This is a genomic window from Thalassospira sp. CH_XMU1458 (assembly GCF_037027205.1).
Lineage (GTDB): Bacteria > Pseudomonadota > Alphaproteobacteria > Rhodospirillales > Thalassospiraceae > Thalassospira > Thalassospira tepidiphila.
In genome coordinates this window covers 619034-644020 of sequence record NZ_JAYMDW010000001.1, presented here as the reverse complement: position 1 = coordinate 644020, position 24987 = coordinate 619034, and the positions used below count along the sequence as shown (strand labels likewise).

The 24987-nt window shown below is 53.1% G+C and carries 22 protein-coding genes and 1 tRNA gene; 7 read left to right on the top strand and 16 right to left on the bottom strand.

What is annotated here, in order from left to right; translation table 11 throughout:
- Positions 1–105 precede the first annotated feature (105 nt).
- On the bottom strand, positions 106–411 hold the full coding sequence (locus tag WBY09_RS02980; protein WP_008888520.1) for a hypothetical protein: 306 nt from the start codon (positions 409–411) through the stop codon (positions 106–108).
- Between the two features lie 349 nt (positions 412–760).
- Between WBY09_RS02980 and WBY09_RS02975 the strand changes: the two genes are divergently transcribed.
- A tRNA-Ser gene (locus WBY09_RS02975) sits at positions 761–850 on the top strand.
- A 106-nt stretch (positions 851–956) separates the two neighbouring features.
- Here WBY09_RS02975 and WBY09_RS02970 read toward each other — a convergent pair.
- The 5 genes from WBY09_RS02970 to WBY09_RS02950 all read right to left on the bottom strand — a co-directional run bounded on the left by WBY09_RS02970 (position 957) and on the right by WBY09_RS02950 (position 6413).
- Positions 957–1622, bottom strand: a complete 666-nt coding sequence (locus WBY09_RS02970; protein ID WP_336231924.1) for a hypothetical protein — start codon at positions 1620–1622, stop codon at positions 957–959.
- Between the two features lie 77 nt (positions 1623–1699).
- Complete coding sequence (locus tag WBY09_RS02965; RefSeq protein ID WP_336231923.1) at positions 1700–3376, bottom strand: tape measure protein; 1677 nt, start codon at positions 3374–3376, stop codon at positions 1700–1702.
- A 292-nt stretch (positions 3377–3668) separates the two neighbouring features.
- Positions 3669–4223, bottom strand: a complete 555-nt coding sequence (locus WBY09_RS02960) for a hypothetical protein (protein WP_336231922.1) — start codon at positions 4221–4223, stop codon at positions 3669–3671.
- Positions 4224–4228: 5 nt separating this feature from the next.
- Positions 4229–4891, bottom strand: coding sequence for a hypothetical protein (locus tag WBY09_RS02955; RefSeq protein ID WP_336231921.1), 663 nt, complete (start codon positions 4889–4891; stop codon positions 4229–4231).
- A gap of 151 nt (positions 4892–5042) precedes the next feature.
- Positions 5043–6413: a hypothetical protein gene (locus tag WBY09_RS02950; protein ID WP_336231920.1), complete on the bottom strand. Its 1371-nt coding sequence runs from the start codon at positions 6411–6413 to the stop codon at positions 5043–5045.
- 341 nt (positions 6414–6754) lie between these two features.
- On the opposite strand from WBY09_RS02950, the gene WBY09_RS02945 reads away from it, so the two are divergent.
- The 3 genes from WBY09_RS02945 to WBY09_RS02935 all read left to right on the top strand — a co-directional run bounded on the left by WBY09_RS02945 (position 6755) and on the right by WBY09_RS02935 (position 11769).
- On the top strand, positions 6755–7273 hold the full coding sequence (locus WBY09_RS02945; RefSeq protein ID WP_336231919.1) for a YfbU family protein: 519 nt from the start codon (positions 6755–6757) through the stop codon (positions 7271–7273).
- 850 nt (positions 7274–8123) lie between these two features.
- The gene (locus WBY09_RS02940) at positions 8124–10844 is read left to right on the top strand and encodes a DUF5906 domain-containing protein (RefSeq protein WP_336231918.1); all 2721 of its coding nucleotides are present in this window, start codon (positions 8124–8126) and stop codon (positions 10842–10844) included.
- Positions 10837–11769, top strand: coding sequence for a hypothetical protein (locus WBY09_RS02935; RefSeq protein WP_336231917.1), 933 nt, complete (start codon positions 10837–10839; stop codon positions 11767–11769). Before WBY09_RS02940 ends, WBY09_RS02935 begins: the two co-directional genes overlap by 8 nt.
- Before the next feature lie 483 nt (positions 11770–12252).
- Here the strand turns inward: WBY09_RS02935 and WBY09_RS02930 are convergent, their stop codons facing one another.
- Both WBY09_RS02930 and WBY09_RS02925 read right to left on the bottom strand, forming a co-directional pair.
- A complete protein-coding gene (locus tag WBY09_RS02930) occupies positions 12253–12606 on the bottom strand; it encodes a hypothetical protein (RefSeq protein ID WP_336231916.1) in 354 nt (117 codons plus the stop codon).
- A gap of 1076 nt (positions 12607–13682) precedes the next feature.
- Positions 13683–15047: a tyrosine-type recombinase/integrase gene (locus tag WBY09_RS02925; RefSeq protein WP_336231915.1), complete on the bottom strand. Its 1365-nt coding sequence runs from the start codon at positions 15045–15047 to the stop codon at positions 13683–13685.
- Positions 15048–15332: 285 nt separating this feature from the next.
- Here WBY09_RS02925 and WBY09_RS02920 point away from each other — a divergent pair, with 285 nt between their 5' ends.
- Positions 15333–15515 (top strand): hypothetical protein, encoded by a 183-nt coding sequence (locus WBY09_RS02920; RefSeq protein ID WP_197147742.1) that lies wholly within the window; start codon positions 15333–15335, stop codon positions 15513–15515.
- A 1-nt stretch (position 15516) separates the two neighbouring features.
- Here the strand turns inward: WBY09_RS02920 and WBY09_RS02915 are convergent, their stop codons facing one another.
- On the bottom strand, positions 15517–16023 hold the full coding sequence (locus tag WBY09_RS02915; protein WP_210515481.1) for a MarR family winged helix-turn-helix transcriptional regulator: 507 nt from the start codon (positions 16021–16023) through the stop codon (positions 15517–15519).
- 82 nt (positions 16024–16105) lie between these two features.
- Here WBY09_RS02915 and WBY09_RS02910 point away from each other — a divergent pair, with 82 nt between their 5' ends.
- Positions 16106–17017, top strand: a complete 912-nt coding sequence (locus tag WBY09_RS02910) for an EamA family transporter (protein ID WP_336231914.1) — start codon at positions 16106–16108, stop codon at positions 17015–17017.
- Positions 17018–17053: 36 nt separating this feature from the next.
- Positions 17054–17716 carry an NAD(P)-dependent oxidoreductase gene (locus WBY09_RS02905; protein ID WP_336231913.1) on the top strand — a complete coding sequence of 221 codons (663 nt, stop codon included), beginning with the start codon at positions 17054–17056 and terminating at the stop codon, positions 17714–17716.
- Positions 17717–17794: 78 nt separating this feature from the next.
- On the opposite strand, the gene WBY09_RS02900 is transcribed toward WBY09_RS02905, so the two are convergent.
- From WBY09_RS02900 to WBY09_RS02870, 7 genes are all read right to left on the bottom strand, one after another.
- Positions 17795–18568, bottom strand: coding sequence for a pyrroline-5-carboxylate reductase (locus tag WBY09_RS02900; protein ID WP_336231912.1), 774 nt, complete (start codon positions 18566–18568; stop codon positions 17795–17797).
- Positions 18565–19161 carry an RNA 2',3'-cyclic phosphodiesterase gene (gene thpR, locus WBY09_RS02895; protein WP_336231911.1) on the bottom strand — a complete coding sequence of 199 codons (597 nt, stop codon included), beginning with the start codon at positions 19159–19161 and terminating at the stop codon, positions 18565–18567. The genes WBY09_RS02900 and thpR overlap by 4 nt, the downstream gene beginning before the upstream one ends.
- A gap of 27 nt (positions 19162–19188) precedes the next feature.
- Positions 19189–20055 (bottom strand): pirin family protein, encoded by an 867-nt coding sequence (locus tag WBY09_RS02890; RefSeq protein ID WP_197146182.1) that lies wholly within the window; start codon positions 20053–20055, stop codon positions 19189–19191.
- Positions 20056–20158: 103 nt separating this feature from the next.
- Positions 20159–21199 carry an NADP(H)-dependent aldo-keto reductase gene (locus WBY09_RS02885; RefSeq protein ID WP_197146183.1) on the bottom strand — a complete coding sequence of 347 codons (1041 nt, stop codon included), beginning with the start codon at positions 21197–21199 and terminating at the stop codon, positions 20159–20161.
- A 139-nt stretch (positions 21200–21338) separates the two neighbouring features.
- Positions 21339–22457 (bottom strand): FIST signal transduction protein, encoded by a 1119-nt coding sequence (locus WBY09_RS02880; RefSeq protein WP_197146184.1) that lies wholly within the window; start codon positions 22455–22457, stop codon positions 21339–21341.
- A 176-nt stretch (positions 22458–22633) separates the two neighbouring features.
- On the bottom strand, positions 22634–23338 hold the full coding sequence (locus WBY09_RS02875; protein WP_008888530.1) for a J domain-containing protein: 705 nt from the start codon (positions 23336–23338) through the stop codon (positions 22634–22636).
- Positions 23339–24216: 878 nt separating this feature from the next.
- Entirely contained in the window at positions 24217–24942 is a 726-nt protein-coding gene (locus WBY09_RS02870) for an arylesterase (protein ID WP_336231910.1), read from the bottom strand.
- Positions 24943–24987 lie beyond the last annotated feature (45 nt).

Genomic DNA, 24987 nt, shown 5'->3' with positions numbered 1-24987 from the left:
TGCCATGTTGATTGCTGGCAGTGTGCCGCCTGCACCGCGTGCAGACAAGGCGACAAAGGACTAAACCGGACAACAGTTAAGTGAAGAGCTCTGGCGAACGGGAGATCAGAAAATGCGCTGACGCTTGCGCTTGCGGGTCAGCAGAAGAAGGATGGCGGACGGCACAAACAAGACGACCAGGGCCGGTGCCAGCAGGATCGGCACAAAGATGGTGTCCCATGCCCAAACGGAAATGTAGCGCTGGATCACGGATTGCAACAGGTTCAGGCTGCCGGTATCAAGGCGATACCAGAGCTCGCCGGCGGCGACCAGACGAAAACTTCCTGTTTGAAGCGCGGTAATGGAATCATCGACCAGCACAGCAATGCTGGCAAAAAGCAGTAACCATCCCAACGCCCGGAAAAACCACATTATCCGCTCCAAGCGACCTGTCAGGGTCGGTATATTAGAAAAACAACAACAAGCCTAATGGTTTGCAGATAAAGGGTAAAGGGATGCATTTGTATAACAAAACATTACCCATGAGTTGCAAACACCTGACACCAAACCTTACGGATCAGACATCAACAAGAAGTAAAGATGCCGACAACGCCCCGTTTACCAAGGGTTTGCGGCGATTAAATGTCAGAAACACAGGCCATTTTACAGGCAAATCAGTGGGATTTGCGCAAAGTGAAAAAAGAGGCTGATTGGGCCTTGTCAAGCGCGGGCGTCTCGGCTAATGTCCGCCCGCTTTCGCGATATATCAAAGATCGCATGTGGAGAGGTGGCCGAGTGGTTTAAGGCGCACGCCTGGAAAGCGTGTTGGGGTGTAAGCCCCTCAGGGGTTCGAATCCCCTCCTCTCTGCCACTGACTAAATCCCATCGTAAGACATTGATATTATTGGAATTTTTGGGAAAGCCAAAATGGCTTGGTACCACGTTCCAGAACCACGTATCAGTATCACGCTAGCAACTTACCAACGCGACACAGGCACAGCATCAGCCGCACGATAAACGCTGGCTCGATAAACTCCCCTGTTGCCAGCCCCCTCAAGCACATCGGCAACTCTGTCGAGCGCCTCTTGCAGCTTGGATATATTCCGCGTCCCACCTGCCCACTCTTGCTGGCCGCACACTTCGATTGCAACTCGCCCAATAGGGTTCAGCACCACAGGCCCGCGCAAAGGCTCGCATTGCTCCCCACCCGAAAGACTGAACACCACCTGATCAGCTTTAACTTGGGACGCAAGCCCAGACTCAACCAGCATTCTCCACAATTGGCCGGCACCATCGCCACCAAACACCGCCGACGGGCCACCCTGGACACGTTCAGCCCAGTTCATGGTTATTTTGCGCCCGCAGACAACCCGACGCCACAAACTATAAAGCTTAGTTCCTGCGAGATGCTGGCGCTCTGAAATCTTACCGCGCCGAAAATAGGCATCCAACGGGCATGCATCGAGCTCTCGGCGCGAATAGGTAGTTCGGTTTTCGTCCACAGGGTCTTCCACCTCAACCATTTGGATGCAGCCCTTTTGCAAACGTTCTTCCGTCGGGTAGTTGCCGCTCGCCGCTGCAACGATTGCCTTTCGCGCGTTTGCCTCACGTTGCGCTCGGGTCATTCGATTACGCTTTGCCATCCGGGCACCTTTATTTTGCCTGCAATGAACCGCAGCTAAGGGAGCTCCCCGCAACGCGGCAGTAGAGAGAACTCGCCCTAATCGTAAAGGGCAGCGTCAGCCGCGTCCTTTTCAGCGTCACGCCTGAGCTCAAGAGCACGCTCTACGGCGAGCTCTATTTCGCGGGCGACAGCTTGCCCGTCTTCTTTGCTAACAGGACCGTTGAAAGTGACAGGCATGTGGATTTCGACCTTCGCCCCGGAACCTCGTCCCATGAACGCCTTAGACATGGTATCGGAAGACGCTGTCGGACTTAGCGGGGTTGCTTCACTCGGCATCGCAGCCATCGCCGGAGCAGCAAGCATTGAACTGGCAACTGCTGCGGAAGCACCAATCCTGGCTGGGCGCGACACAGTAGACTGAGCACCCAACATTCCATCAGGGCCTGAGATACCAAGCTTTTCACGAGCCCAGTCTGGCAACCAATCAACAAGGCCGGTAAACGCTTCTGAAATCCAAGACGTCAAACTTGCCCACGCATCTTTGATGCCTGCTCCCAAGCTATCAATCCAGCTCGCACCTATAGTGCGCAGGTCTACACCGGTCGCCCACTCAACGAGTCCATAAAACGCGTCAGATAGGATTGCCACGGGATTAAACGCTTGGAGTACAGACACGATGCCTGACAATAAACCGTCTGAGAAAGCCGATCTGATAGCATCGAACTTTGCTGTGAAGTAGGAGACTATATTCTCCCAATTATCGTAAAGGACATAAACTGCGGCACCGATGGCGGCGATAGCCGCTATAATGGGGTTAGCCGCCATGATCGCACCAAGAGACGAGAAAACTGCTGCTATCGTCGGCACCAAAGCGGCAACCTGAACGCCAAGCTGAATGATGGAAGCTATCAACCCCGCATTCATGATAGCAACAAAGCCAATCAGCGCATTTTCCCATCCTCCGATCTTCTGAACGAAGGACTGCACCCCTGCGACAAAGCTTTGCAGTCCATCCCACGCCCCCTGCCAATCAATATTATCGAAGAAGCTCTCAATCTTGCTGAAAACAGCAATCATGCCGTCAGAAATCCGCTGCGCCCATTCGCTCAGCCGACCATCAGCGGCCATCTTGTTAATGGTATTAAGCAGCGACTGAAGCTTGCTTTTGGCGAAATCAAACACACCTGCATCGGCGATGCGCTTCTGGAAGTTAGTCCAGATGTCAGCAAGGTTGGAAACCATACCACCCCACGTCTTCATCTGGTTTTTCATACCTCCCTCAAAACCCATTGCCTTAAAGGCGTTTAGAATTGCAGCGCGGGTATCAGCGGCATTTCCCTTGATCGCAGAGAAGGTCCGTTGAACGCCGTTTCGGTCGGTGAAATTGAAGTTCGCCATGTCGCCGTCAGTCGTCCCCCGGATGTTGAACTCTTTGAGGCGTTCGAACTCACCAGTCTGGGCATCCGCAAGCATCTCGACAGCTGCGTTCAGGTCTTTTCCCAGCGCACTAGAGGCATCACCGAGCACTGATAGTGTTCCGTCAGTAGGATCAATTCCGTAAGCACGGAGCTTCACAAAACTATCGGTGACTTGGTCGAGTTGGTAAGGCGTGCGGGTCGTAAAATCCGTAATCCAAGCCATAGATGCCTTGGCTTTATCGGCCGATCCGGTAATCGTCGTGAGAGTGGTCTGATACTTCTCGAAGGCGCTGGCTGTATCGATAACTCCTCGCGCCAGCATACCTGTACCAGCCATGATACCTACGCCGGTCAATCCAGCGATCCCAGCAGTAAGACCGGACACCCTACTGGTTACATTACCTACTGCCCCGCCGAGATTTCGCATTTGCCGCGTTAGGCGGTTCACACCTGACACCCGCCCAAGCTCGCCTACTGCGCGGCTAGCCCGCTTGGCCGGTGCGGTCAGCTTGTCCAGGCGACCCTGCATCTTAGTAACAGGCTTGGTCAACCGATCTACAGCTGAGATGACAATATTCGCGCTACGTTCAACCAAAGTTTGCACCCCTTAGCTTGAGACGGGGCAGGCTCACCCACCCCGGCAAGGATCATTCACTCTCGGCCAATGCGCGACCAAGAGCTTCGTCAGATGCAAGCACCACATCGGGGGCCACATCGGGGCGACGTATCACAGACCTTCCCGCGATTTCCAATGCGCGAACGGCCTGCTCTTCGGAGACTTCAAGCTTGAAAATTGCATCGTCAATTCTTGCAAGTTCAGTCGCTTTGTCAGCTTCAGAATAACGGACCTGCCCGGTGACAGTCCGCTCATACGAAGCTATGAGGTTAGCGACAAGCTGCTCTGGGTTTTGCCAAGCTTGCAGCCCTAAAGGGTTTGCTGTTCCTTTTTCGGCTACATCTAGCTTAACGGAAGTAAGGTCCTGAGGAGTCCGGACAACGATGCTCTGGCCGAAGGTTTCTGCGAGCCCCTCGACTTGCTGACGAATCATCTTCGCTGCGTCAGCCTTCGGCATGGGAGATGCTGAGACTTTCTCACGTTCTACTACCAGATCACCAAGGCTCTCACGCATACAGGCAAGCTGCTGCTCGGCCTCGCGGACAATGTGGTGAAGTTCGCTGATGTTTTTGGTAAGTGCGTTCATTGTTTTCAGCCCTCCACTTCAATGCCGTTGGCTTTGGCAAAGGCTAGCGCCCGTTGATGAAGGTCACGTGCTGGGGCTAGGCGTGCCAGAACGTTTTTTCGCTCTGCAGCGATGCTATTGCGTTTAGCTTTGAGGTGGACAATTTCGGCTTCGATCTTTGCCAAGGCGCCGTTCTCCTTAACACCAGATCGATAAAATTCATCTCTGGATCGGTCCAACCGTCTTTCGGCTTCGGAAACAGCCTTTCGCGCTTCTTCAAACCGGGTGGCCAAACCATCGGCCTCAGTTTCCACTTGTTCAAAGTTCGCGCTCAGGCTTTTAAGGCGCTCTGGAAGATAGGAACCGTCGGGAAAGCGGGACCGACCAGTGTTTCGCTGCGAAGCCCCGCTTTGATAGGGGCTCATTTTCTGATCAGAACCACCAGATTTGCTGAACGCCACACCCCAGCCCGATTTATCAGCCGCAGCTGATCCGATAGCATTGAGTTCACCGGACGCGGACGAAGAGGGTGATGCCTGCGCTGGAAGAGTAGGCACCTGAGCGGCTTTCGGGTTCACTCCCTTACGAGCAAGCTCCGCTAGCGCGTCTTGGCCCGCGTTACGGTAAGTACGTTCTGCAAGTTCGACGTCACCGCCGAAACGCGCCTTGATCTTATTGAAGATACTCATGGCATTTCCTTGTCGAGATATACAGGTGAGCTCAAACGGTCGCCGCCATCCGCGAGCAGAGCCGATTATACTACAACCTGCAACCCCGACAAAGAACAAACAAGGAAAATATAGGATTTAATTCCTTCTATACAGGACACATCCTGTAAAACTATTTTGCTTCCTGCTTCTTCGCCATTTTCTTTGCGTCTTTCCCTGACATTTCAAGCATTGTGCCATCTGGCCCGTGCTGAACTTTGGCTGAGCCACTTAGCAACGCTGTCCACGCCTCCATAGGAGTGATCTCAGCATTTTCTTGTTCACTTGTTTGAAACAGGCCATGGCAAACGCCTTCAACCCATGGATCAGGTAGCTGACGCCCTTCAACCTCGGTAACCTCTAGGATCGTCTCAATGGCCCAGCTGGCACGGTTTGTATCGAGGAGATACTTTTGTAGCTCCTGCCTTTGCTTAACCTGATCGAGGTATGTTCGACGCATCCAACTAATTGTGTAAAGCAACAACCCAACGGCACCCAATGACGCTAAAACACCCCGGATGAACTCAGCCCCCATCAGGTATCCAACGCTGGTGATCCCCGCCTTTTCGGCTGCTGCAGCGGTCAACACCCCTTGGAAGCCTTCGAAGCTCTGGACAGCGATGTAACAAGAGAAAAATACCCCAATGAGCGATAGTAAAATGATAGCACTGCTTTCGAGCTTCAAGGCGGGCGGAATTAGTGAATCGCGCATACGATGCTGTAGGTCAGAATTGATGTGTTCCCTCAGCGCTCTTCGAGCATGCATGTGTTTCCGGTCATCCAGAGACTTTCGGTCTTCTTCAACCTTCTGCTCGAGCTTTTCCAACCTTTCGGTTTCCGCATCGACATGAGCCTGGTGTTCGTCTTGCAGCTTTTTCGCCGCGTCCGAAACTTCTTTGAGTTGCGCGATGCGATCCTGTTCGGTCTGATGGCGAAGCTTTGCAGCATCCTCAAGCATTTGAGTATGGATTGACGCCACACGGGCCAGCTCGGCCTCAAGAACATCGACCGCCGTTTCGGCACCTTTTTCGTCGCCCCTAGGTTGACGCTCGATTATGTGGGCTGAGATTAGGCCTTCAAGGCCCTTGATCTGCTCAGGGCTCGGAGCAGCTTGCTTCATACCCGGAAGCACGATTACTTCGTCATAATAAGGAGACGGAGCTCGCTGATTATGGTCGTACTGCCCTTGTTGATTTCGAGCAGAGACACCGCGCTTGAACCATACTCGAAACTCATTCCCCGGCGTATGCATGTAGCACTGACTGATGATATAGCCTTTTGATCTCGAGAAATGGCTATTAGCCTGATCCTCCGTCAACTCTAATTCACCGTAATTATACGTAACTTCTGAGTCTTCAAAAGAATCAGCAAGTGCTTTCATTAATTTAACTATCTGAGAATCATTAAGCTTGCCTGTTGTATGTATTATTTCTCTCGCCATCGGCCACCTAGCAGCTGCGTTGAACACTGAATGAACATTAGCATTTACTTTCAGTTGTTGCACTACATGCATCTACACGTTTGCTAATCGGCTGTTAAGCTAGCTGTCAAGTCGATGAAGTTAAGGCCTTGCTGTGGAGAAGGCTGGATCGGCAACAGCGACACATCCAGTTGAATTTGTTAAGGATAACAATCTCTACCTATAGCGAAAGCCCGCGCTGCAGCGCCACCCGTACAGCAGGGGGGGCGCTCGGAAGTACCTTTGAAAAGCCGGCGCCTCCACAACTCAACCGCATCATACATCAGTACTTTGGCATTTAGGCATCGACCCAGCAGTCACACTGTGATTACCTTAGATTGTTGAAAGATAATAATGCTCTCTTACTGGAGGAATTACTCATGCCTATGAGCGGCGCAGAAAAGGTAATGCTCGGTCTCCTTGCCGATATCCATAAAGCGACGGTAAAATCTGGCGAAATAGACGCGGACTTTGTGCACAAGGCACTTTTCAACAACGCAGAGTGGGCGTTTTCTTGGGAACTTTCCGGCATGGTGTCGGACGAGGACTTCCCTACACCAGACTACGTCTATGAAACCGCCTCAATACTGTCTGCATGGAGGCACATAGAAGCTAGCTATAAACATCTCGATGACGCAGACAAAGCTACCGTTCGTGATGCCATTGGCTCTGAACCAGAATTCCAGGGCTTTGATGGGAACAATGAAACAGAGCACTTCTCGGCTGCCCTTGTAATGATACAGGACTTAAAACGGTTTGATGAATTTGCAGGCAGGTCTTGCAATTCGCACAGTCCATCGCTCCACCGCCATAGACAGGTGGTCGAACGCACAAAAGAAAAGCAAGATTTGAGACAAGGCGAGCTGCTAGACAAAGATGATCTGATCGACATCCTTAAGCGCTAAACACATTCACCCCGGCAGCACTGACCGCTAGGCGTCATGGGCATGGTCTCTGCCGGGGTTAATTCTTACCCTAGCCCCGCTTTCCCACTTTCCCACTTCCGTCAAAATCCAGCCAAAATACATAGGGCTCATTAGCCCATGAGCCTTATTGGGCAGTATTTAGGCAAGTGACTGACCCAAAACGTAGTTCTTTATCCTATTTTATATACAAAGTGGGAAAGTGGGATACTCACTTACTATCTATCTGAAAAATAAACAAATATTGCGCTTCCCACTTTACTCTAAGAAGTGGGTCATAAGTGGGATGTGGCAAAATGAAGTGGGACTACCACGATTGCAATTCCGTCCCACTTATTCGGCAATCCGGAAAGTGGGACGCCAAAACTGACAAGTGGGACGGCCTCCAATTGCGGGCCCCCGCACACGAGCTGAGCGCTCTCACAGGCAAAAACCCGGTACAGTGCAAAAAAAAATTCCCTCGAAATGCTCAACCTTTGGCACCCAGAAATCATAATATGAATATGTAAACTTCACGCAATTATTGGCTGAATATCTATACTCACAAATACAGGACGCGTCCCCAATACAGTATTCATGATAAGAATAAAACAAAAGGGACGAATAGTCCCTTGGTATTAACACAACACAATACTGTATCTATTTACAGTATATTTCTCTCAATATAATATCATATAGCAACTTGGGTAATGAATTGGGAAATCACCCAATTCGTGGGGAAAGACCAGAATACGCTCAAACACATACTAAGGCCCATAAATCCGGGAAAACAAAAGCCCGGTCGGTTGGGAGCCGATCCGGGCCTTAGTATTCTAGTAATTGGAAATTTATTATGGGACACGCGCCAGAAGACTTCAAGGGCTATTTTGCTGGGCTTTCCAAGTACGACGAATTCAAGACTGAACTACTTCCCATCATTCCAGTCGACGCGAGTTTGTCGAAGAAATCAAAAGTATCGGATGCTAATCGCGGCAAAGTTCCCGGACTAGCCAACGGCTCGGAATGGTCCGGTTTTCCGAAATGGCAGGATATCTGTGCGAACGATAGCCATATCGAATATTGGAAGCAGCTAGAACGAGAGCAAAATTGCGGTATCGGCCTGCAAGCACGAAGCTTTCCGGCGATCGATATCGATGTCAGAGACGCAACAATCTCCGACGCAATAAAAACCCTAGCTCATCAAATCCTAGGAGAAGCACCGGAGCGGGTCGGTCGCGCACCCAAACGACTACTTCCCTATCGGCTGGATAAAACATCATCACCTATCAGAAAACGCCGCATCGACTTTGAAGCGCCGAACGGCACCAAACACGCAATCGAGGTGCTTGGTCAGGGCCAGCAGTATGTAATTCACGGAACACACCCGAAGAGCCAAAATCCCTATCAGTGGGAAAACAATAAAACACTTGCGGAGATCGGCCCCGGAGGCCTCGACCCTGTTGACACCCAAAAGGTTGATCAGTTCATCTCAGCAGCAAAACAAATGCTGGAAAACATGAGCTGCACACTCATGTCAGAAACCCGGAATAGTGCTACCTCCAAAGCATTGACTGCAAATCAGTCAAACCTTGAGGGTGACGTAGACAAGATCAAGGAAGCCCTGGACGCTCTCGGCAACGATCTTTCCTATGACGAATGGATCACCATGACCGCTGCCGTTAAAGCGGCTATCGGTAATGACCCGCAGGGCTATGATATCTATGAAGCATGGTGCCTTGAGTACCCCGGGAATGACGCCGCCGTAGCACGGGCTAAGTGGGACAGCGTTCACCCGCCGTTCAAGGTCGGCGCCGAACATGTTTACCGGGCCGCTGCGGCTAAGGGCTGGGGCGGATACGGCGCGGCGGTAGGGTTTACCCCTATCGGAACCCTTCCTGCTGCGGGCGATGATGATGATGACGATACTTGGACACCCTCCATCCCGCCGGATGCCTCTGGCAATATCCCCAAGCACTTCGATGACTACATCTTTGTTGAAGAAACTTGCCGGTTCTACTGCGTTTCTGAAAGACGCGAACTTCAGGATAAAGCCTTCGCCAGTCGATTTGGCTACATTGCAGGTATACGGTCGCCAAAGAACCCGCTTCAGGCCTACCACCTAGAACCCGGCGCAAGGCGCGCTGCCGACTATGCTTTCCGTATCGGTGAAGGTCATTTTCCAATTGTTGGCGGTGAGCGCCACATCAATCTGTGGCACAAACTGCCAATCACTGTCGAAGCAGAACAGAATAGAGGCCTTGTCACCAACGCTGATATCAAGCCTTGGCTTGATCACTGCGAAAAAATCGTACCGGACAACCGCGAACGTGAACTTCTGTTTAATTGGCTGGCATGGTGCATTCAGCACCCTGCCACCCGCCCGAACTGGGGTGTATTTCTCGGCGGCAAACAGGGCATCGGAAAAGACATGCTGTTTGAGCCTTTCCTTCGTCTTCACGGAGAAGGCGAAGGGCAGTTTGACTACGTGACGCGGGTTTCCAACAACGAACTGTGTAGCAACTTCACAGGCTGGGCTGACAAAGCACGAGTGATCCTCCTTGAGGAAATCAACAGCATTTCAAAGGACAGAATAGATACCCTTAAAACACTGATCACCAGCGACCATATCCGCATCGTTCGCAAAGGAAAGGATGGCGAGAACTCAAGGGACAACCGGGCGGCATTCATTGCAATGTCCAATCGCCAAGATGGTCTACCTATCGAACCAGATGATCGCCGCTTTTTTGCGCTCTGGTCGGAAATTTCGAAATCAGCCTTCGCACAAGACTACTTTGAAAAGCTGGTCGCCTGGTACCAACAGCCCGGCGCAATCGCCAAGATCGGCGCATGGCTGATGGATCGAAATCTGGGCGCCTTTTCCGCTACTGGAAATGCTCCTGATACCGCTGCAAAGGCCGAGATTACGAACGCTGGGCTGGAAGACTGGGAGCGAGCAATCGCTGACGCGATAGAGCAGGAAGAGCGCCCATTTAACAACGACATTGTGCTTTCAAAAGATGTTGAGAACTTCCTTGCTCAAAAGTTCGGCCGAAAAGCCCCTTCAATGCACGCCGCCGGTCGGTTCCTAAAGGACAACGGCGCTGAGAAGCTAGAAACCCGCATTGACATGACAGACGCAGGAGGTGCGAGGCGGTCGCGCGTTTGGCTGCTGCGCAACAAGGATAGTTATGAACCTCTCAGCGCCTCTGACCTCAAAGCGGCTTACCTTGCACAAGAAGAAGATTGCCCGAGCGCAATCTTCCAGCCATCACGCGCTACACATCTGGAGAGCACTGAGCCGAACCAAGCAGGAAAGCCAATACAGATCCCTGACAACGAGGCCGAAGCAGCCCGGGCAACAGGACACCTAAAGGCAAACCAGTCAAAGCTCCATTTTATCATGCACCGTCAAGCCACACATCGGCCGGCATCTAGTGGCTCGGTCAACCATGAAGCTGAATGGCCGTGCCCTTCACCTGAGGACACCCCTGTAATAGACGCACGACGCTACTTTACAGAGCGTTGCGCCCAACCACACGGGCAGCCTGAAGACGGAGAACAAAGCCATGCTTGAAATTTCACTCCATGACAACATTGAAGAGTGCAAACCGTTCCCGGCAGACCACTTACTGCCGCAAGATTTCAGCAACCTTGTTTGGATTGGAACAGAAAAGAAGTTTCTCGAGATGTCTTCGGGGAAGCTTCTTGCGAGAGACCAAATCAATTGGCCCGACAACGCACATAGCTACTTTAACGATACAGCTCATAGACGGATCGTTTCTGATGCCGTTTTTCTGCCGGGCAAAGCTAGATTTGTCACAGTGAACAAACGGCTATGCGTCAACCTTTGGTGCACACCTCCCGGAATTAACAAAGCAAAGCAGCGCTCAAATGCTGTGACAGAGTTCAACATCATTCCTTGGCTTGGTTATCTAGAGTCACGCATCGAATGCCCAACCACCAGAGAAGTGTTTTTGGATTGGATGGCCAATGTCCTACAAAAGTCCGAACGCCCTAGCTGGGGACTAGCACTTGCCGCAAGCCATGAAGAAGGAAAGATTCTGTTCGGGCCGCTGCTCCAAGCCTTCGGAGGCGAGAGCACCCCTGCTAGGCCCACACAGTTGCTTTCGACGCGTTCCGCCCCCACAAAGAACGTCTATGCGCGGCAGCAAAGAGCGTTCATGCGAAAGACGTCAACGCTAACCCTAATAGAAGGCCGAGGCGCCCAGTCAAAGCTTTACAACCCGACCAAAGGCCGAATGTGTAATGACATGCGATCCCCACACCCTCAGCACGCGTATATCGCCATCCTGGACGACACGGACACCTTCAAACGCTATGAATCCAGCAGGCGCTTCATCTCCTACAGGCTTCCCCCCAATAAACTCGGGATTGCTAGCGACGAGGCGCACAAGGTAATACCCGATGTTGCTGCTTGGCTGATCAAACGTGACCTTAACGCTTTTGATCCGCGTCGAAGGCCCGCATTAACACCCTGAATACTCATACCCACACCAAACAAATAAAGCCCGCCAAAATCTGGCGGGCTTTTGTACGCAGCAAGCGCAACCGAGTTACGTCTGCTTTGGTGGAACTCGACCGGCCTCCACCCATGCCCGAAGGTCAGCAAGTGCATAGAGCACCTTTGCGTTGCTTCCTGCATTGGGCTTTGAATACACGGGCCCCATTTTGCGAGCACGTAACTGCCTAAGATACTCGGCCGTTACACCAAGAAAGCCAGCTGCGGCACGCTCGCCAACATACTCGGGCTCGATTTCCGCTACATCAAGCACTCTGTGAGTTGGATAATTGGGATTTGGCGTCATTTGCATTCTGGGTTCTTTCGTTGAGATTGTTGCGCAACTCGAGCTAGCGCTCGGTGAAGCGCATAAAGAGAAGCATGGCTGAGCTTCCGCCCCACCTCCTGAGCGTCGACAGATTCCGGGACAGTGCGCGAGGGTACGGTTACATCAAATATCCGCTCACTCATGGCTCTGCTCCTCTTCCGCACCTTCAAAGATGGGCACAATTTTTCTCGCAATAGTGCTTTCATTCTGCTCCATCCACCTGCGGTGCAGCTCCAACACTTGGCAAGCCTTGAAGTAATACAAATGCTCTACCGTCAAATAGGGGTGCGCATCCTTTACCACTTGGCGCGCCTCGTTCGGGCTAACACCGAGAAAACCCGGTATCTCAAAAGGCAGCAACAAAGACTCATTGCAGGCAACCACCCTGCGGCGGCTAAGATCATAAGCTGCGATCTGCTCGCTCTGCTTCTTCCATGCGTCTGTGAATGTGTAGATTTTGGCGCCTGAATTTTCATCATGATCAGTCATGCTCAGCACTCCGCAAGGAGGGTTGATGCGGATAGCGCCCAATCGCGCTGCATGCCGGTTTCAGATGTGATAGCGCTATATCTCTCTGACCTACGAAAAATGCGGTCTGCAGCGCTCCGCTGCTTGCTCTCCCACACCCTCAAATCCCCAATCCTAAACATCGGGAGGTTTGTTTTTGAGCAATGGCGTCCGGTGGTCGGAATTGATCCAGAATCAATTAGCTCAGAGAATTCAGACACAGACATTCCGATCTGACGAGCCGCATCGAAGAAACGCAGAATGTCATCGTCTCTGTATTTGAAATGGTTCTTTGAAGTCATGTCGGGCTCCTTAACAATAGAAATTCACAACAAGGCTGACCCCCTTTTTGAAAAAGGATGCAGGCGGGACTGTTGCTCTACTTTCTCCTGATCGGAGCCGAACAACCAAATAACCAGCTTAGGCGCACAAGCCTTTGGTGTCCGACATTTAAATATATAATATAGTATAAACTAACAATCCAGATATTTAATCTATTAAAACGAAAATAATTACCGATAGCAATTCAAGGACGCGTCCTGAAAACACCAAGTTAAACTGATATAAATTTCTTTTTTTATTTGACTTTAATTGGAAATCAGATCAACATTGAGACTCTGGTATGCCCATACCAGCATCTCCTTGTCGACCCCCTCCTCGTCAGGTGTCGGGCTTTAAATTTGAAGCTCTGACAGGAGGGGGATCGATTTGAGACCTCCCAATACCCTGACAGTTTCGTGGGTAACCCAGCCGGACAGTAAAATCCTTTTCACCGCAAGATTTACACTTCATGCGGCGAACTAAGGTCCAGATTCCGGTCTCGGGTGAAGAAAGAGCTAAAAGCTCCGCCGGAGTGGCGCTCACGTGTCGATGACAAGTACGGCAGTAGAAGTTCACGGCCTCGTAATCGTGAGCGACTATTTCACTCAGCGGTATACCCTCTTCGGCAACGTCCATATGGCCTCTCAAGCATGGTCATCACCTGCCCCACCATCAAATTAAGATGCCTGAGAACCCATTTCAAGACGCTGCCGTTTAGCATATTGGCCCAATTAAAATCAGGGCTTAAGCCCCGGATACCTGACTTTACTGATCGCCTGGATAAGCGTTTTCAACTGCGCTCCGTGCCCGTAAAGCCCATAAGTTAGCCCAAGCTTGGAACTGTGCCCGACGAGCTTCGCAGTGTGAAACTCAGGAACACCAGCGTCCTCCATCATCGTATTGAAAGTGTGACGCATACTGTGAAAGTCTTGCCCAGCCCCGAAGCCAAGCCTTGTCTTCAACCTGCTGAATGCATGCCCTATCGCATTTGAGCGCACACCGTACTTGGTTTTTGGAAGCCCGGGCATCAAATAGCCTTCTGCGTCATTTGCCTTAAGCAGTCGGCGAACAACAGGCCTCAAGTCTTCATGCACGGGGACAACACGTGCAGCATTTCGGGTTTTACCCTTCTGAATTACAAAGCGTTCTTCGTTGCAGTCGTCAGCGCGCAAGCTGCAGATTTCCTCTCTCCGCATCCCCGTATAAGCTCCGATTGCAATAAGGTCTGCGAGCAGCTGGTCACCATCCCTTTTTGCGGCTTCATGCAACCCTACAACCTGCTCCGGCTTCCACGCTCGGCGAGGCTTCAAGACTTCATCCTTTGGCAGCAAAACCCTTTTGAACGGGTCCAAATCATCAGGGATAATTTCTGTAAGCTGGAGCCACTTCCAGAACCCCCTAACAGCACTAAACTTTCGCCTGATTGTTTTTGGAGCGCTACCTCCCAACTTTAGGGAATCAATCCACTCTTGCAGAGCCTTACGAGTTACCTGCGAACTCAGCGGGTGAGCTGACGAGAAATCTGATACTTCCTTGATGATCATCGAAACCGATTTTGGCGCAACTTGGAGAGAACTTCTGTAATCTTCCAAATGCTCTCGCAATGGAACTGAACGCCCCGTAGCTTGGTCGAACCAATTGCGGGCTGATGTGGTCAGCTGACCTTCTAGCTGCCCATCTGACAACTGCTCGACCTGAGATCGAATTTCTGCTTCATCAGCAATAATGACCTCAACTTCCTTGCGGTCGTATTCTGTCTCAGCAACCGCCAACTGCGACCGCCAGTACCCCACATTCCCTCTGGTCGCCTCTCCCGCAATCGCAGCCTCGAGAAATGCCCTCTCTGCCGAGGAAGTCGCATCCGCAAGCTGCTGCTCCCAAAAAGCACGGGCGCTCCCCACCTCACCCCGGCCGGCACTGGAACGAGCTTCCTCAATTGCCGCCCGCCACTTTGGCTTAATGACAGCAGCTCTGAGCTCTGCCACTGCCAAATCGGCTGTGCGAAGCGATTGAATGAGTTTCGTTTTATTGAAATGCGACTGCACATCCTTGGGGAGAGAATGGACAAGGTAGTATTTTTGACGCCGCTTCTGAATATGCATTCTAGCCCCTAAACTCATGTTTGGTACCACGTTACGGTACCACGTTTAAGAACCAAGTACATAAATTATGCTTGTAATAATAGTATTTTAGCCAAATTTTATCATTTGGCGCAGAATCCCCTCCTCTCTGCCACTGACACAAAAAGCATTTTTCCAAGACATACCGGCAAGATCAACCAGCACATATCCACGTGTCAGGTTCTGATTTGTCGCGCGTTTTGCACGGCTCCTGACAACAGGCTGTCAGGGCGTCTTGATCATGATGTCCTTTTGCAAGGAAGCATGATGATCAAATACCTTTATCCAGACGGCAGCCACTGTTACCGCGCCCTGCATACCGCACACGCAGTCTTTCGCAATGCGGATGGCAAGCTGATCGCCCGCGCCGAAAAGGCGGACGGATCGGGCATGTATGAGTTTGAAATCGCAGGTTTTGAGCTTTTAAGCCCAGGGATCGTTTATGACTGACCTAGCTGTCTTCTGAATTCTCGGCGGAATTCATTGCCGCCAGCCATTTGCGCAGCAGACCATCAAGCTGTTCGAGTTCCTCCGCGCTCAGTGCTTCGAGCATCTGATGCTGGTTGGCGACATGCTCGGTAACGGCAGCATCAATCAGCTCAAACCCCTTATCCGTCAGGGCGATGACAAAACCACGCCCGTCTTCCGGATTACGCTGGCGGGTGATCAGCCCGGCCTTTTCGAGCCGGTCAAGACGGTTGGTCATGGTGCCCGATGTCACCATGGTCCAGTCAATCAGCTCTGATGGGCTCAGCGCATAGGGCGGTCCGGACCGGCGCAAGGTCGCCAGTACGTCAAAACTTGCCAGCGACAGATCGTATTTTTTGAAAACACGTTCATGTGCAGCACTCAGATGGCTGCGCAGTCGTCCTATACGGCCAATGACGCCCATTTGGGTGACATCAAGGTCGGGTCTTTCACGGCGCCACTGCGCAAGAATGCGGTCAACTTTATCCATGGTTCGGATTCTTTTCAGAATTTTATCTTGACGTCAAGATTTCTGAATATATCTTGATGTCAAGATAAATGGAGATGCCACCATGAACCGAACAACCGATTTATGCCTGACTGCTCTTGCCCCGATCATCTGGGGCAGCAGCTATATCGTCACCACGGAAATGCTGCCCGATGGCTTTCCGCTGACCGTGGCCCTTCTGCGTGCTTTGCCAGCCGGCTTGATCCTGTTGCTTGTTGTGCGGCAATTGCCGCCTGCGGGCTGGCGCGCCCGCGTGTTTATTCTGGGCGCGCTGAACTTTGCGGTTTTCTGGTCGATGCTGTTTGTCGCGGCCTATCGCCTGCCGGGCGGGGTGGCGGCAACACTTGGCGCGATCCAGCCGTTGCTGGTGCTGTTTCTGGCGCGCTTTGCGCTTGGATCCGGGATAACCATGCTGGGCATTATTGCCGCCATTTCCGGCTTGATCGGGGTGGCGATGCTGGTCCTTGGGCCGACCAGCAGCCTTGATCCGATTGGCATTGCCGCCGCCCTTTTTGGTGCCGCATCCATGGCAGCTGGCACGGTGATGACCCGCAAGTGGCAGCCGCCGGTATCTCCACTGACCTTTACCGCCTGGCAATTAACCGCAGGCGGGATCCTGATGATCCCGGTGGCCCTGATCCTTGAGCCCGGCTTCCCGGTCCCGACCGTAACCAATCTGGCTGGTCTGGTGTGGCTCGGTCTGATCGGGGCGGCCCTGACCTATTACCTGTGGTTCCGGGGCATTGCGCGCCTTGGCCCGACGACGGTGACAAGCTTTGGCTTTTTAAGCCCGACCAGTGCGGTTTTACTGGGCTGGATCATTCTGGGCGAGGCCCTGAGCCCGCTTCAGATGGCAGGCGTGATTGTTGTACTGGCCAGCATCTGGCTGGGTCAGCGCGCGGCGCGTCCCGCGCCTGCACCATTGGCGGAACCAGCACCAGCCGCGATCAACGAACCTGCCCCGCGCACCACATAAAAACAAAACGCCCCACAGATATAAAGGAAACGTCCAATGAAGATTGTTCTGTTTGGTGCCACCGGTGATGTCGGTACCGCCACCCTGCATGAAGCCTTAAAACGCGGCCATAGTGTTACCGCGATTGCGCGCAATATCCACAAACTGGCCGATGTGCCAGACAGCGTGGCATGCGAAAGCGTTGATGTGCTGGCCAAGCCGGGCCGCGTTGCCGAGCTGATGGCAAGCCATGACGTGGCGATCAGCGCACTTCGCCCGATCAGTGGATCAGAAAGTTTGCTGGTCGAGATGAGCCGGGTGTTGCTGGATGCGGCGCGTAAAACCAAGGCCCCGATTTACCTGACCGGTGGGGCCGCGACCCTGAAACTGGCCGATGACAGCGGGCATACGGTCCTGAGCGCGCCGGACTTCCTGCCCGATGCCGTGCGGCCGATTGCCGAGGCCTGTGCGAAGCAGGATGCGCTGTTTGATCAATATGAGGATGTGCAATGGACCTACCTGCGCCCACCGGCGATGCTGATCGAGGGGCCGCTGACCGGGCAATATGTGCGCGGCACCGATACGCTGATCCCCGATCATGACGGGGTTGCCCGGATTTCCTATGCCGATTTCGGCTATGCCATGGTTGATCTGATCGAAACGGGCAATGGCGGGCAGCAACGCCTGACAGTGGGATATCAGAACAGGGCGGCGGCCTGAGAGCTCAGCACATATTATATAAACAACAGAAAAACGGGCGGCCTTGTTGGTCGCCCGTTTTGCGTTGCCTGATGGTGATTACGCAGATGCCTTGATCCGGGCAAAGACTTCATCAAGGGCGGTATGAAGCGCATCTGTGCCCTTTTCGCGGATGAAGGTTTGCGCGACCTGTTCGTTCAGGCCACCGGCGGTGATGTGGCCTTCATAAAGATCGGCAAAGCTTTGATCGGGAGATTTGTCGGTGTTCTCGGCAAGGCCGGAAAACAGGGCGGCAAGGTAACGCCTGGCATCGGCATAGTCGGATCCCTGTTTGACCATCCATTGTGCTGCACTTTCAAGCACGGTGAAATAGGTCGCCATCAATGCACTGCCCGTCGCGTAGCCATCAAAGGCATCGATGGTTTCGGCTGCCACCGCCCCGCCCAGCTTTTCAAACAGAGCCATGACATCGGGTGAGCCGGGATAGACCGCCGTGACACAGGCATGATGTTCGACCGGTGGCAAGGGAATGGCTCGATCACATTGCGCGTTGGTGCCAAGCCAGACTTTGAGATCAGAAATCGGGATGGTGGCGATCAGACTGACAATCTGTTTGTCATCAGGCACGCGAAGTGCGGACAGCACATCACCGGCAATCTGCGGCAGAACAGCGAGAAAGATCATATCGGATTGATCAATGATCGCCTGATTGTCGTCTTCGACCCGGACCCGGTCAAAGTCGGCGGCGAGCTTTGCCGAGATATGTTCGCTTCGCCGTGAAACGATGATTTCATCTACGCGATAGTCAGATGTCAAAAGACCACGAATGACCGCATCGCTGATCGCACCGGTTCCGATAAAGCCAAGTTTCATTGAAAATCCTCTGTGACAAAGGCGTCAGTCAGGTCCGGCTCCTTGATCGGGCCGTCCTTGCCATCATAGGCGGCGATCACGCGAAATTCGGGACCGTCAACTGTGGAATGACTTTCATACAAACAGAAACGATCAACGGTGAACACCCGTGATGACAGATCGCCATGATCGACAATCGCCTGTTCGATGGACGTGCGCGCCGCATCGCGGTTACGCCCCAGTGTGATATGCGGGGTAAATTTGCGCATATCCATATCCGGGCATTCATCAAGCGCAAGAAGCGCGTTTTCCACCCGGTTGGCAAGCGTGCGCAAAGCTGGTTGATCCTTTACCCCGGCCCAGAAAATGCGGACCTTGCGGTTGGATGCAAACATATCGAGGCCGGATACCTGCAGATCAAAGGGCTCAAACACCACTTGTGACAGGGCCCGATCGATTTCGCTGGCAAGGCCTGGATCAACATTGCCGATGAATTTCAGGGTGATGTGCATGTTTTCCGAGGTCTGGGCATCAAGCCCCTTGATCGCACGCCCCAGCGGATAAAGGTCGGTCGCAATATCGTGGGGAATTTCCACACCAACAAACAAACGCATGTCTTCAATCCAATTCTGATGCGGTAATTAGCCGGTCGAACGTTCAGGCAGCGGCAAAGCATCCTCTTCGCCGTCAATCTGCGGGAACTTTCCCGCGGCCCAATCGGATTTGGCCGCCTCGATCCGTTCCTTGGTGCTGGCGACAAAGTTCCACCAGATATAGCGCCGACCGACCGGCAGGCCGCCCAGCAACATCACCCGGCAATCGGTTTTGGCAACGATATCGGGGATTTCTTCGGGCGCGACATAGATAAAGCTTTCAGGCTTATAGCTTTCGCCGTCAATCAGAAGCGTGCCCGATACGACGTAAATCGCCCCTTCCTGATTTTCACCGGGCAGAAGGAGCTGCGCGCCTTCGTCCATTTCGACATCAAGGTAATAAAGCTTGGATTTGACCGGGACCGGGGCGGTTTTGCCAAAGGCCTCACCGGCGATCAGGCGCATGTGAAGTCCGGCATCCTCGATCACCGGCAGGTCATTTTTGGGCACGTGATAAAAGGCGGGATCTGATTCCTCTGCCTCATCGGGCAGCGCGACCCAAAGCTGCAAACCATCGAGTTGATGAACGGAATTGCGGACCTCATCGGTTTCGCGTTCGGAATGGGTAATGCCGCGCCCGGCACTCATCCAATTGAGATCGCCCGGCGTGATTTCCAGATCACTGCCCAAACTGTCGCGATGCAGGATCGCACCCTTGAACAGGTAGGTCACGGTCGCCAAGCACGTATGGGGATGCGGCGGTACATCAATGCCCTGACCGGATTGGAATTCGACCGGCCCCATATGATCGAAGAATACGAACGGACCGACAGAACGCACATCGCGATGGGGTAAAACGCGACGGACAGAAATACCCCCCAGATCGGATTCCTTGCCAAAGATCAGCTTAACCATTTGTCGCCTCCGTTCTGGTGGTGGGAAAAGCGGCGGAATAAACCGCCGCCTTTCATAAGTCTTTGGTCAAATTCTGCGAGCAAAATCTGACCATCCTGTGACCTTACGGGCAGGGATAGGTGTAGACCTGATGGATGTTTTCGATTTCTTCGAGAACGCTGTCCGACAGGGTGATGTTGGCCGACCCGATATTGGATTTCAGCTGTTCCATGCTGGTCGCGCCAATGATGTTGGACGTCAGGAACGGGCGCGAATTGACATAGGCCAGCGCCATCTGGGCCGGATCAAGACCATTGTCCTTGGCAAGCTTCACATAGGCTTCGGTTGCCTTTACGCCGTTTTCGGTCAGGTAGCGGCCAAAATATTGCGGCCAGACTGAGGAACGCGCACCTTCGGGACGCGCACCGCCCAAATATTTGCCCGACAGCGCCCCGCCGCCCAGCGGCGAATAGGCCAGAAGACCGGCATCTTCGCGGATCGAACATTCCGCCAGACCAACTTCATATTGCCGGGTCAGAAGACTATAGGGGTTTTGAACCGAGACCACGCGCGGCCAGCCGTTCTTTTCAGCCAGTTCAAGGAACTTCATCAGGCCCCACGGGCTTTCATTCGAAAGGCCGATATGGCGAACCTTACCGGCCTTGACCAGCTCATCAAGTGCTTCGAGGCTTTCCTCGATCGGGGTGAATTCCTCGTCCGGCTCGTGGGTATAGCCAAGCTTGGAGAAGAAGTTGGAATTCCGATCCGGCCAGTGAAGCTGATAAAGATCGACATAATCGGTTTTAAGGCGACCAAGTGATGCGTCAATCGCCTCAAAGATCTGCCCGCGGGTCAGACGCGGCCCGCCACGCACATACGGGAAACGATCGGCCGGACCGACAATCTTGGTGGCGATCACCAGATCATCGCGTTTTCCGCGCTTTTCAAGCCAGTTGCCGATGATGGTTTCGGTCGCGGTAAAGGTCTCTTCCATCGCCGGGACCGGATACATTTCGGCGGTATCGATGAAATTGACTTCGTTGGCAGTGGCGTAATCAAGCTGTTCAAAAGCTTCTTCCTGGGTGTTCTGCTGGCCCCAGGTCATGGTGCCAAGGCAGATGACGCTGACATCAATGTCTGTACGCCCCAGTCGACGATATTCCATGTGAAATTCCCCTGTCTTATGCCGCCCGCACTGTTGGATCGGGGCGGGACATGATTTTGCAATGGTATGAATATATCCGCTTGGCCGCGCGATGAAACCGTTTGCGGGCAAATTTCTTATGATTTGAAATTTCGCGGCCTTAGATAAACAGGGTCAAAACCCCGGTATAGCCATAGAACCGGTCATTGCAGATTTCGCCATTGCCGTAAAAACCGGTCAGTGGCAAATCACCCAATTCATCACGGATGATCATCATTTCGCGGCTTTCGGTGCCAAACAGATGCGGGCCACGGGCGACACAGCTGCAATAAAGCGCCCCGCGTGGCTTGCCCGGCAGACGTTTTTGCAAATCGCTTAGCATGCGACGCAAATCCTGTTCGGCGGCGGCCCCGTCACGGCGGACAAAACGGATGGCGTCCCCCGCCTGCACATCGCCACTGATCGCGATCATATTGTTATGGGGATCAATCCCCATCAGATTGCGCACGACAAAGTCGCCGGTATCGGACCCGGGCACCATCAGTGCCGCGTGATAGCGCCCGGATGCCATGGATTGTTCACCGCCGTCTGCTTCGAGTTCTTGCTTAAGCACATCAAGGGCGGGGCGATCATCAAGGGTGGAAATGATGCCTTCGCGTCCCTCGGTCACGCGGTGGACCGGGCCGATTGGCGTGCAGGCCTGACTGATGCCGACCTGAACACTGGTTTTGCCATCAAACAAAACGCCCGACAGGCCCCCATTCACAACCCGGTCGGCAATCTGCGGCGCGCCGCGTTCCCCCGATGCGATGCCGCCCACCAGATAGGTCGAGCCCAGTCTTGCCAGCTCGGCCAGTTGGGCAAGGCTTTCGGGGGCAGCGGGATCGCCATGAACAAGGCCAAAGATCGGCTGCAGGCGATCAATCGCGCTTTGCAGATCGCGCGCATCCAGATCGGCCTCGGTCTTGAGCGGCTCAAAAATATGGAATTCATCACGGGCAAAGGGGGCCACCATGACAGAGGCCGCTGGAACGCCGAAATAGGCCCGGCCCGATCCGCAGACGCCAACGCCGGATGTTCCGATCCAGTGTTCAATCGACAGACGGGAGCGCAGGAAGGTCAGGATACTGCCAAGATCATCGGCCAGCGGTTCGGAGACATACAAAAAGGCCAGCGCCTGTTTGGGCAGTGGTTCTTTTTCGAGAAGTTCTGCAAGCTCGGATGCGACCGAAGCCCAGTTTTCGCCGCTGGCATGTGCCGCCCGAAATTCCGCCGTCATGCTGTCTCCCGTTGCTGACTGGTCAGGATGCCCGGGTCTTGTGCCCGGTCGATAACCAGAAATCTGATGCCTACATCCAAGCCCAGATAAATCTAAGCCCAGTTACATCTAAGCATTGGCCCACCCCTTCGACAAGGGCTTGGGCGGCGGTTCGTGATTCGGATCGATCCAACCGATCAGGAAACATGTTTGCGCAGGATCTCCATCGCGGCGTTCAGCTGCGTCATGCGCTGGTGGGAGCCATAATTGCTGTCGGGGTGGTGGATGGCGGCGAGAACACGGTATTTGGCGCGGATGGCGCGCAAATCAGGTCGCGCACTTGGCGCAAAGCCCATGACATGCAGGGCCTCGTTAAAGGTGGTCACCCCGCGATCAAGCGGATCAAAGGCAAGGTTATCAACAATCTGACGCAGACGTTCAAGTTCTTCACGCGATTGCAGAAGTTCAACAGGTGGCTCTGCCTGACGTTTTTTGAGTGCGCGGGCTTCTTCAAGGGCTGCACGTTCGGCGGCGAGAACGTCGGATTTCTCAACCCGCATATTGACATCCCCCGCATCAAAATCGATCGCCATCTGAAGCGCCTTGCGCACGGTGATCACCGAAAATCCCGGTGGCAGGCGCAATTGCAGGCGGGGTTTACGCCGCCAGGGGCGCCCCTCGGCCGGGCCGGACTTCAAGACAATGGTTTCGCGATCGCCCTTGGGCGGGTCGCCGGGGTCCTGATAATCCTCAATCGCCTTTTCGGGCACAATCAGCATCACCGACCGCGCCAGATCGGCGGCATTCACCCCGCGCCGTTCTGCCAGTTGCAGCACAGCGTCACGAAAGATCGAAGAACAGGGAATGGTGTAGGACTGTTTGACGGTGGAAGAAGACGACACTGAACAATCCCTTTAAGGCATTGAAGTATTTAGCTTAAATCCGAAATCGCCGGACACCGAAAGCGCAGATCAAACGCACCTTTCCGCCCGATGGCATGAAGTGTATCGACGGATTTCGCCCCCTGCAACTGCATTTGCAGTCAAAATTGAATCGCTTCCGATTCATTCACAGGCCTGTCGGCGACTCGTTGGGAATCCAAGGAGTCCCCAGAACAATTCCAACACATTGATATGACGGGATATTTGTTTGAAGGCGTGCATTTCAGGCACCCAGGACACCTGTTTGGTTTCCCAAGAGTTATCCACAGGCCATAAGTGTCACCTGATTTCGGGGAATTCAATTAAGTTATTGATATTAAATGATTTATCACATAGTGCACTTGCGATGCCCCACCCCTGCCGGAAAGGCAAAAAGGATCAGAAACCCGATAATTGGATAACAGCGTTGGAAGAGGCGTTTTGAAAAACAACATACGCAGTAGCAGAAACACTGTTCGAAACAGAACCGAAAGTAAATGAGGCGTTAATTTTACACCAAACAGCGTGTTTTGGTCCCCAAATCAGGGTTTTCAGGCGAAATTCACGGTGTTCGCAAGACACTCGAAACTCACTTAACGTATTGATGTATATGAAGTTGTATTCTTATCGCCGCGTTGACTGCGCCTTCTGAAGGTCCGGCGACTTAATCATTTCGGGTTGTTGACGTTTTCTATCTACATACGTAGTTTTTTATGCGTCACATACGTCGAAATTGCGCCAATCTGTGCCTTTGTGAAATTTTATAACCTGCCGGGAAGCGCACAACCCCTTGGAAAACCGACGGTTTTGCGCCCCAGATCATGAAGCGTCCGGCATATGCCGAGGCAGGCCCTTCGCGCTTAGCTGGCGTCAGAGGTTTGCAGCAGGTCGACGACATCGGGCAGGATGCGCTTGACGATCACGTCCACGCCATCGGCATTGGGATGCATGCCATCATCCTGATTGAGCTCAGGCTCGGCGGCGACTCCTTCAAGGAAAAACGGATAAAAATCAACCTGATAGCGGCTGGCGAGGTCGGGATAAATGCTGTTAAATTCATCGCCGTAGGCCGTCCCCATATTGGGCGGGGCCATCATACCGGCCAGCAGGACATCGACATCCATGCCGCGTAGCTTTTCAAGGATTTCTGCCAGGTTTTCACGGGTCTGGGATGGCTCTATCCCGCGAAGCGCATCATTGGCACCAAGTTCGAGCAAGACCGCATCGGGTTTTTCAACCAGCGCCCAGTCGAGACGCGCCAGTCCGGCCGCCGTGGTATCGCCCGAGACGGAGCTATTGATCACCCGGACATCGTGGCCTGCTTCCTTCAGGGCGGCTTCAAGTTTGGGCGCAAAGCCGTTTTCATGATCAAGGCCATAGCCCGCCATCAGGCTATCGCCAAACAAAACAAGGGTTTTTGGCGTTTGGTCGCTATCTTGTGCCTTGGTTTCATAAGCAAACCCGGTCATCCCGAGGGTCGCAAGGGCAAGCGTGGCAAGGGCCAAACCGGCGGATTTGCGAAGGCGTGATACCAACTTATGCGTGAACTTGATTACAGTGCGACCTTGCCCAAACGCCAAATTCATTACAAATCTCACCTTTACATGCTGCGAACTTGCCGGAGCGGTTTC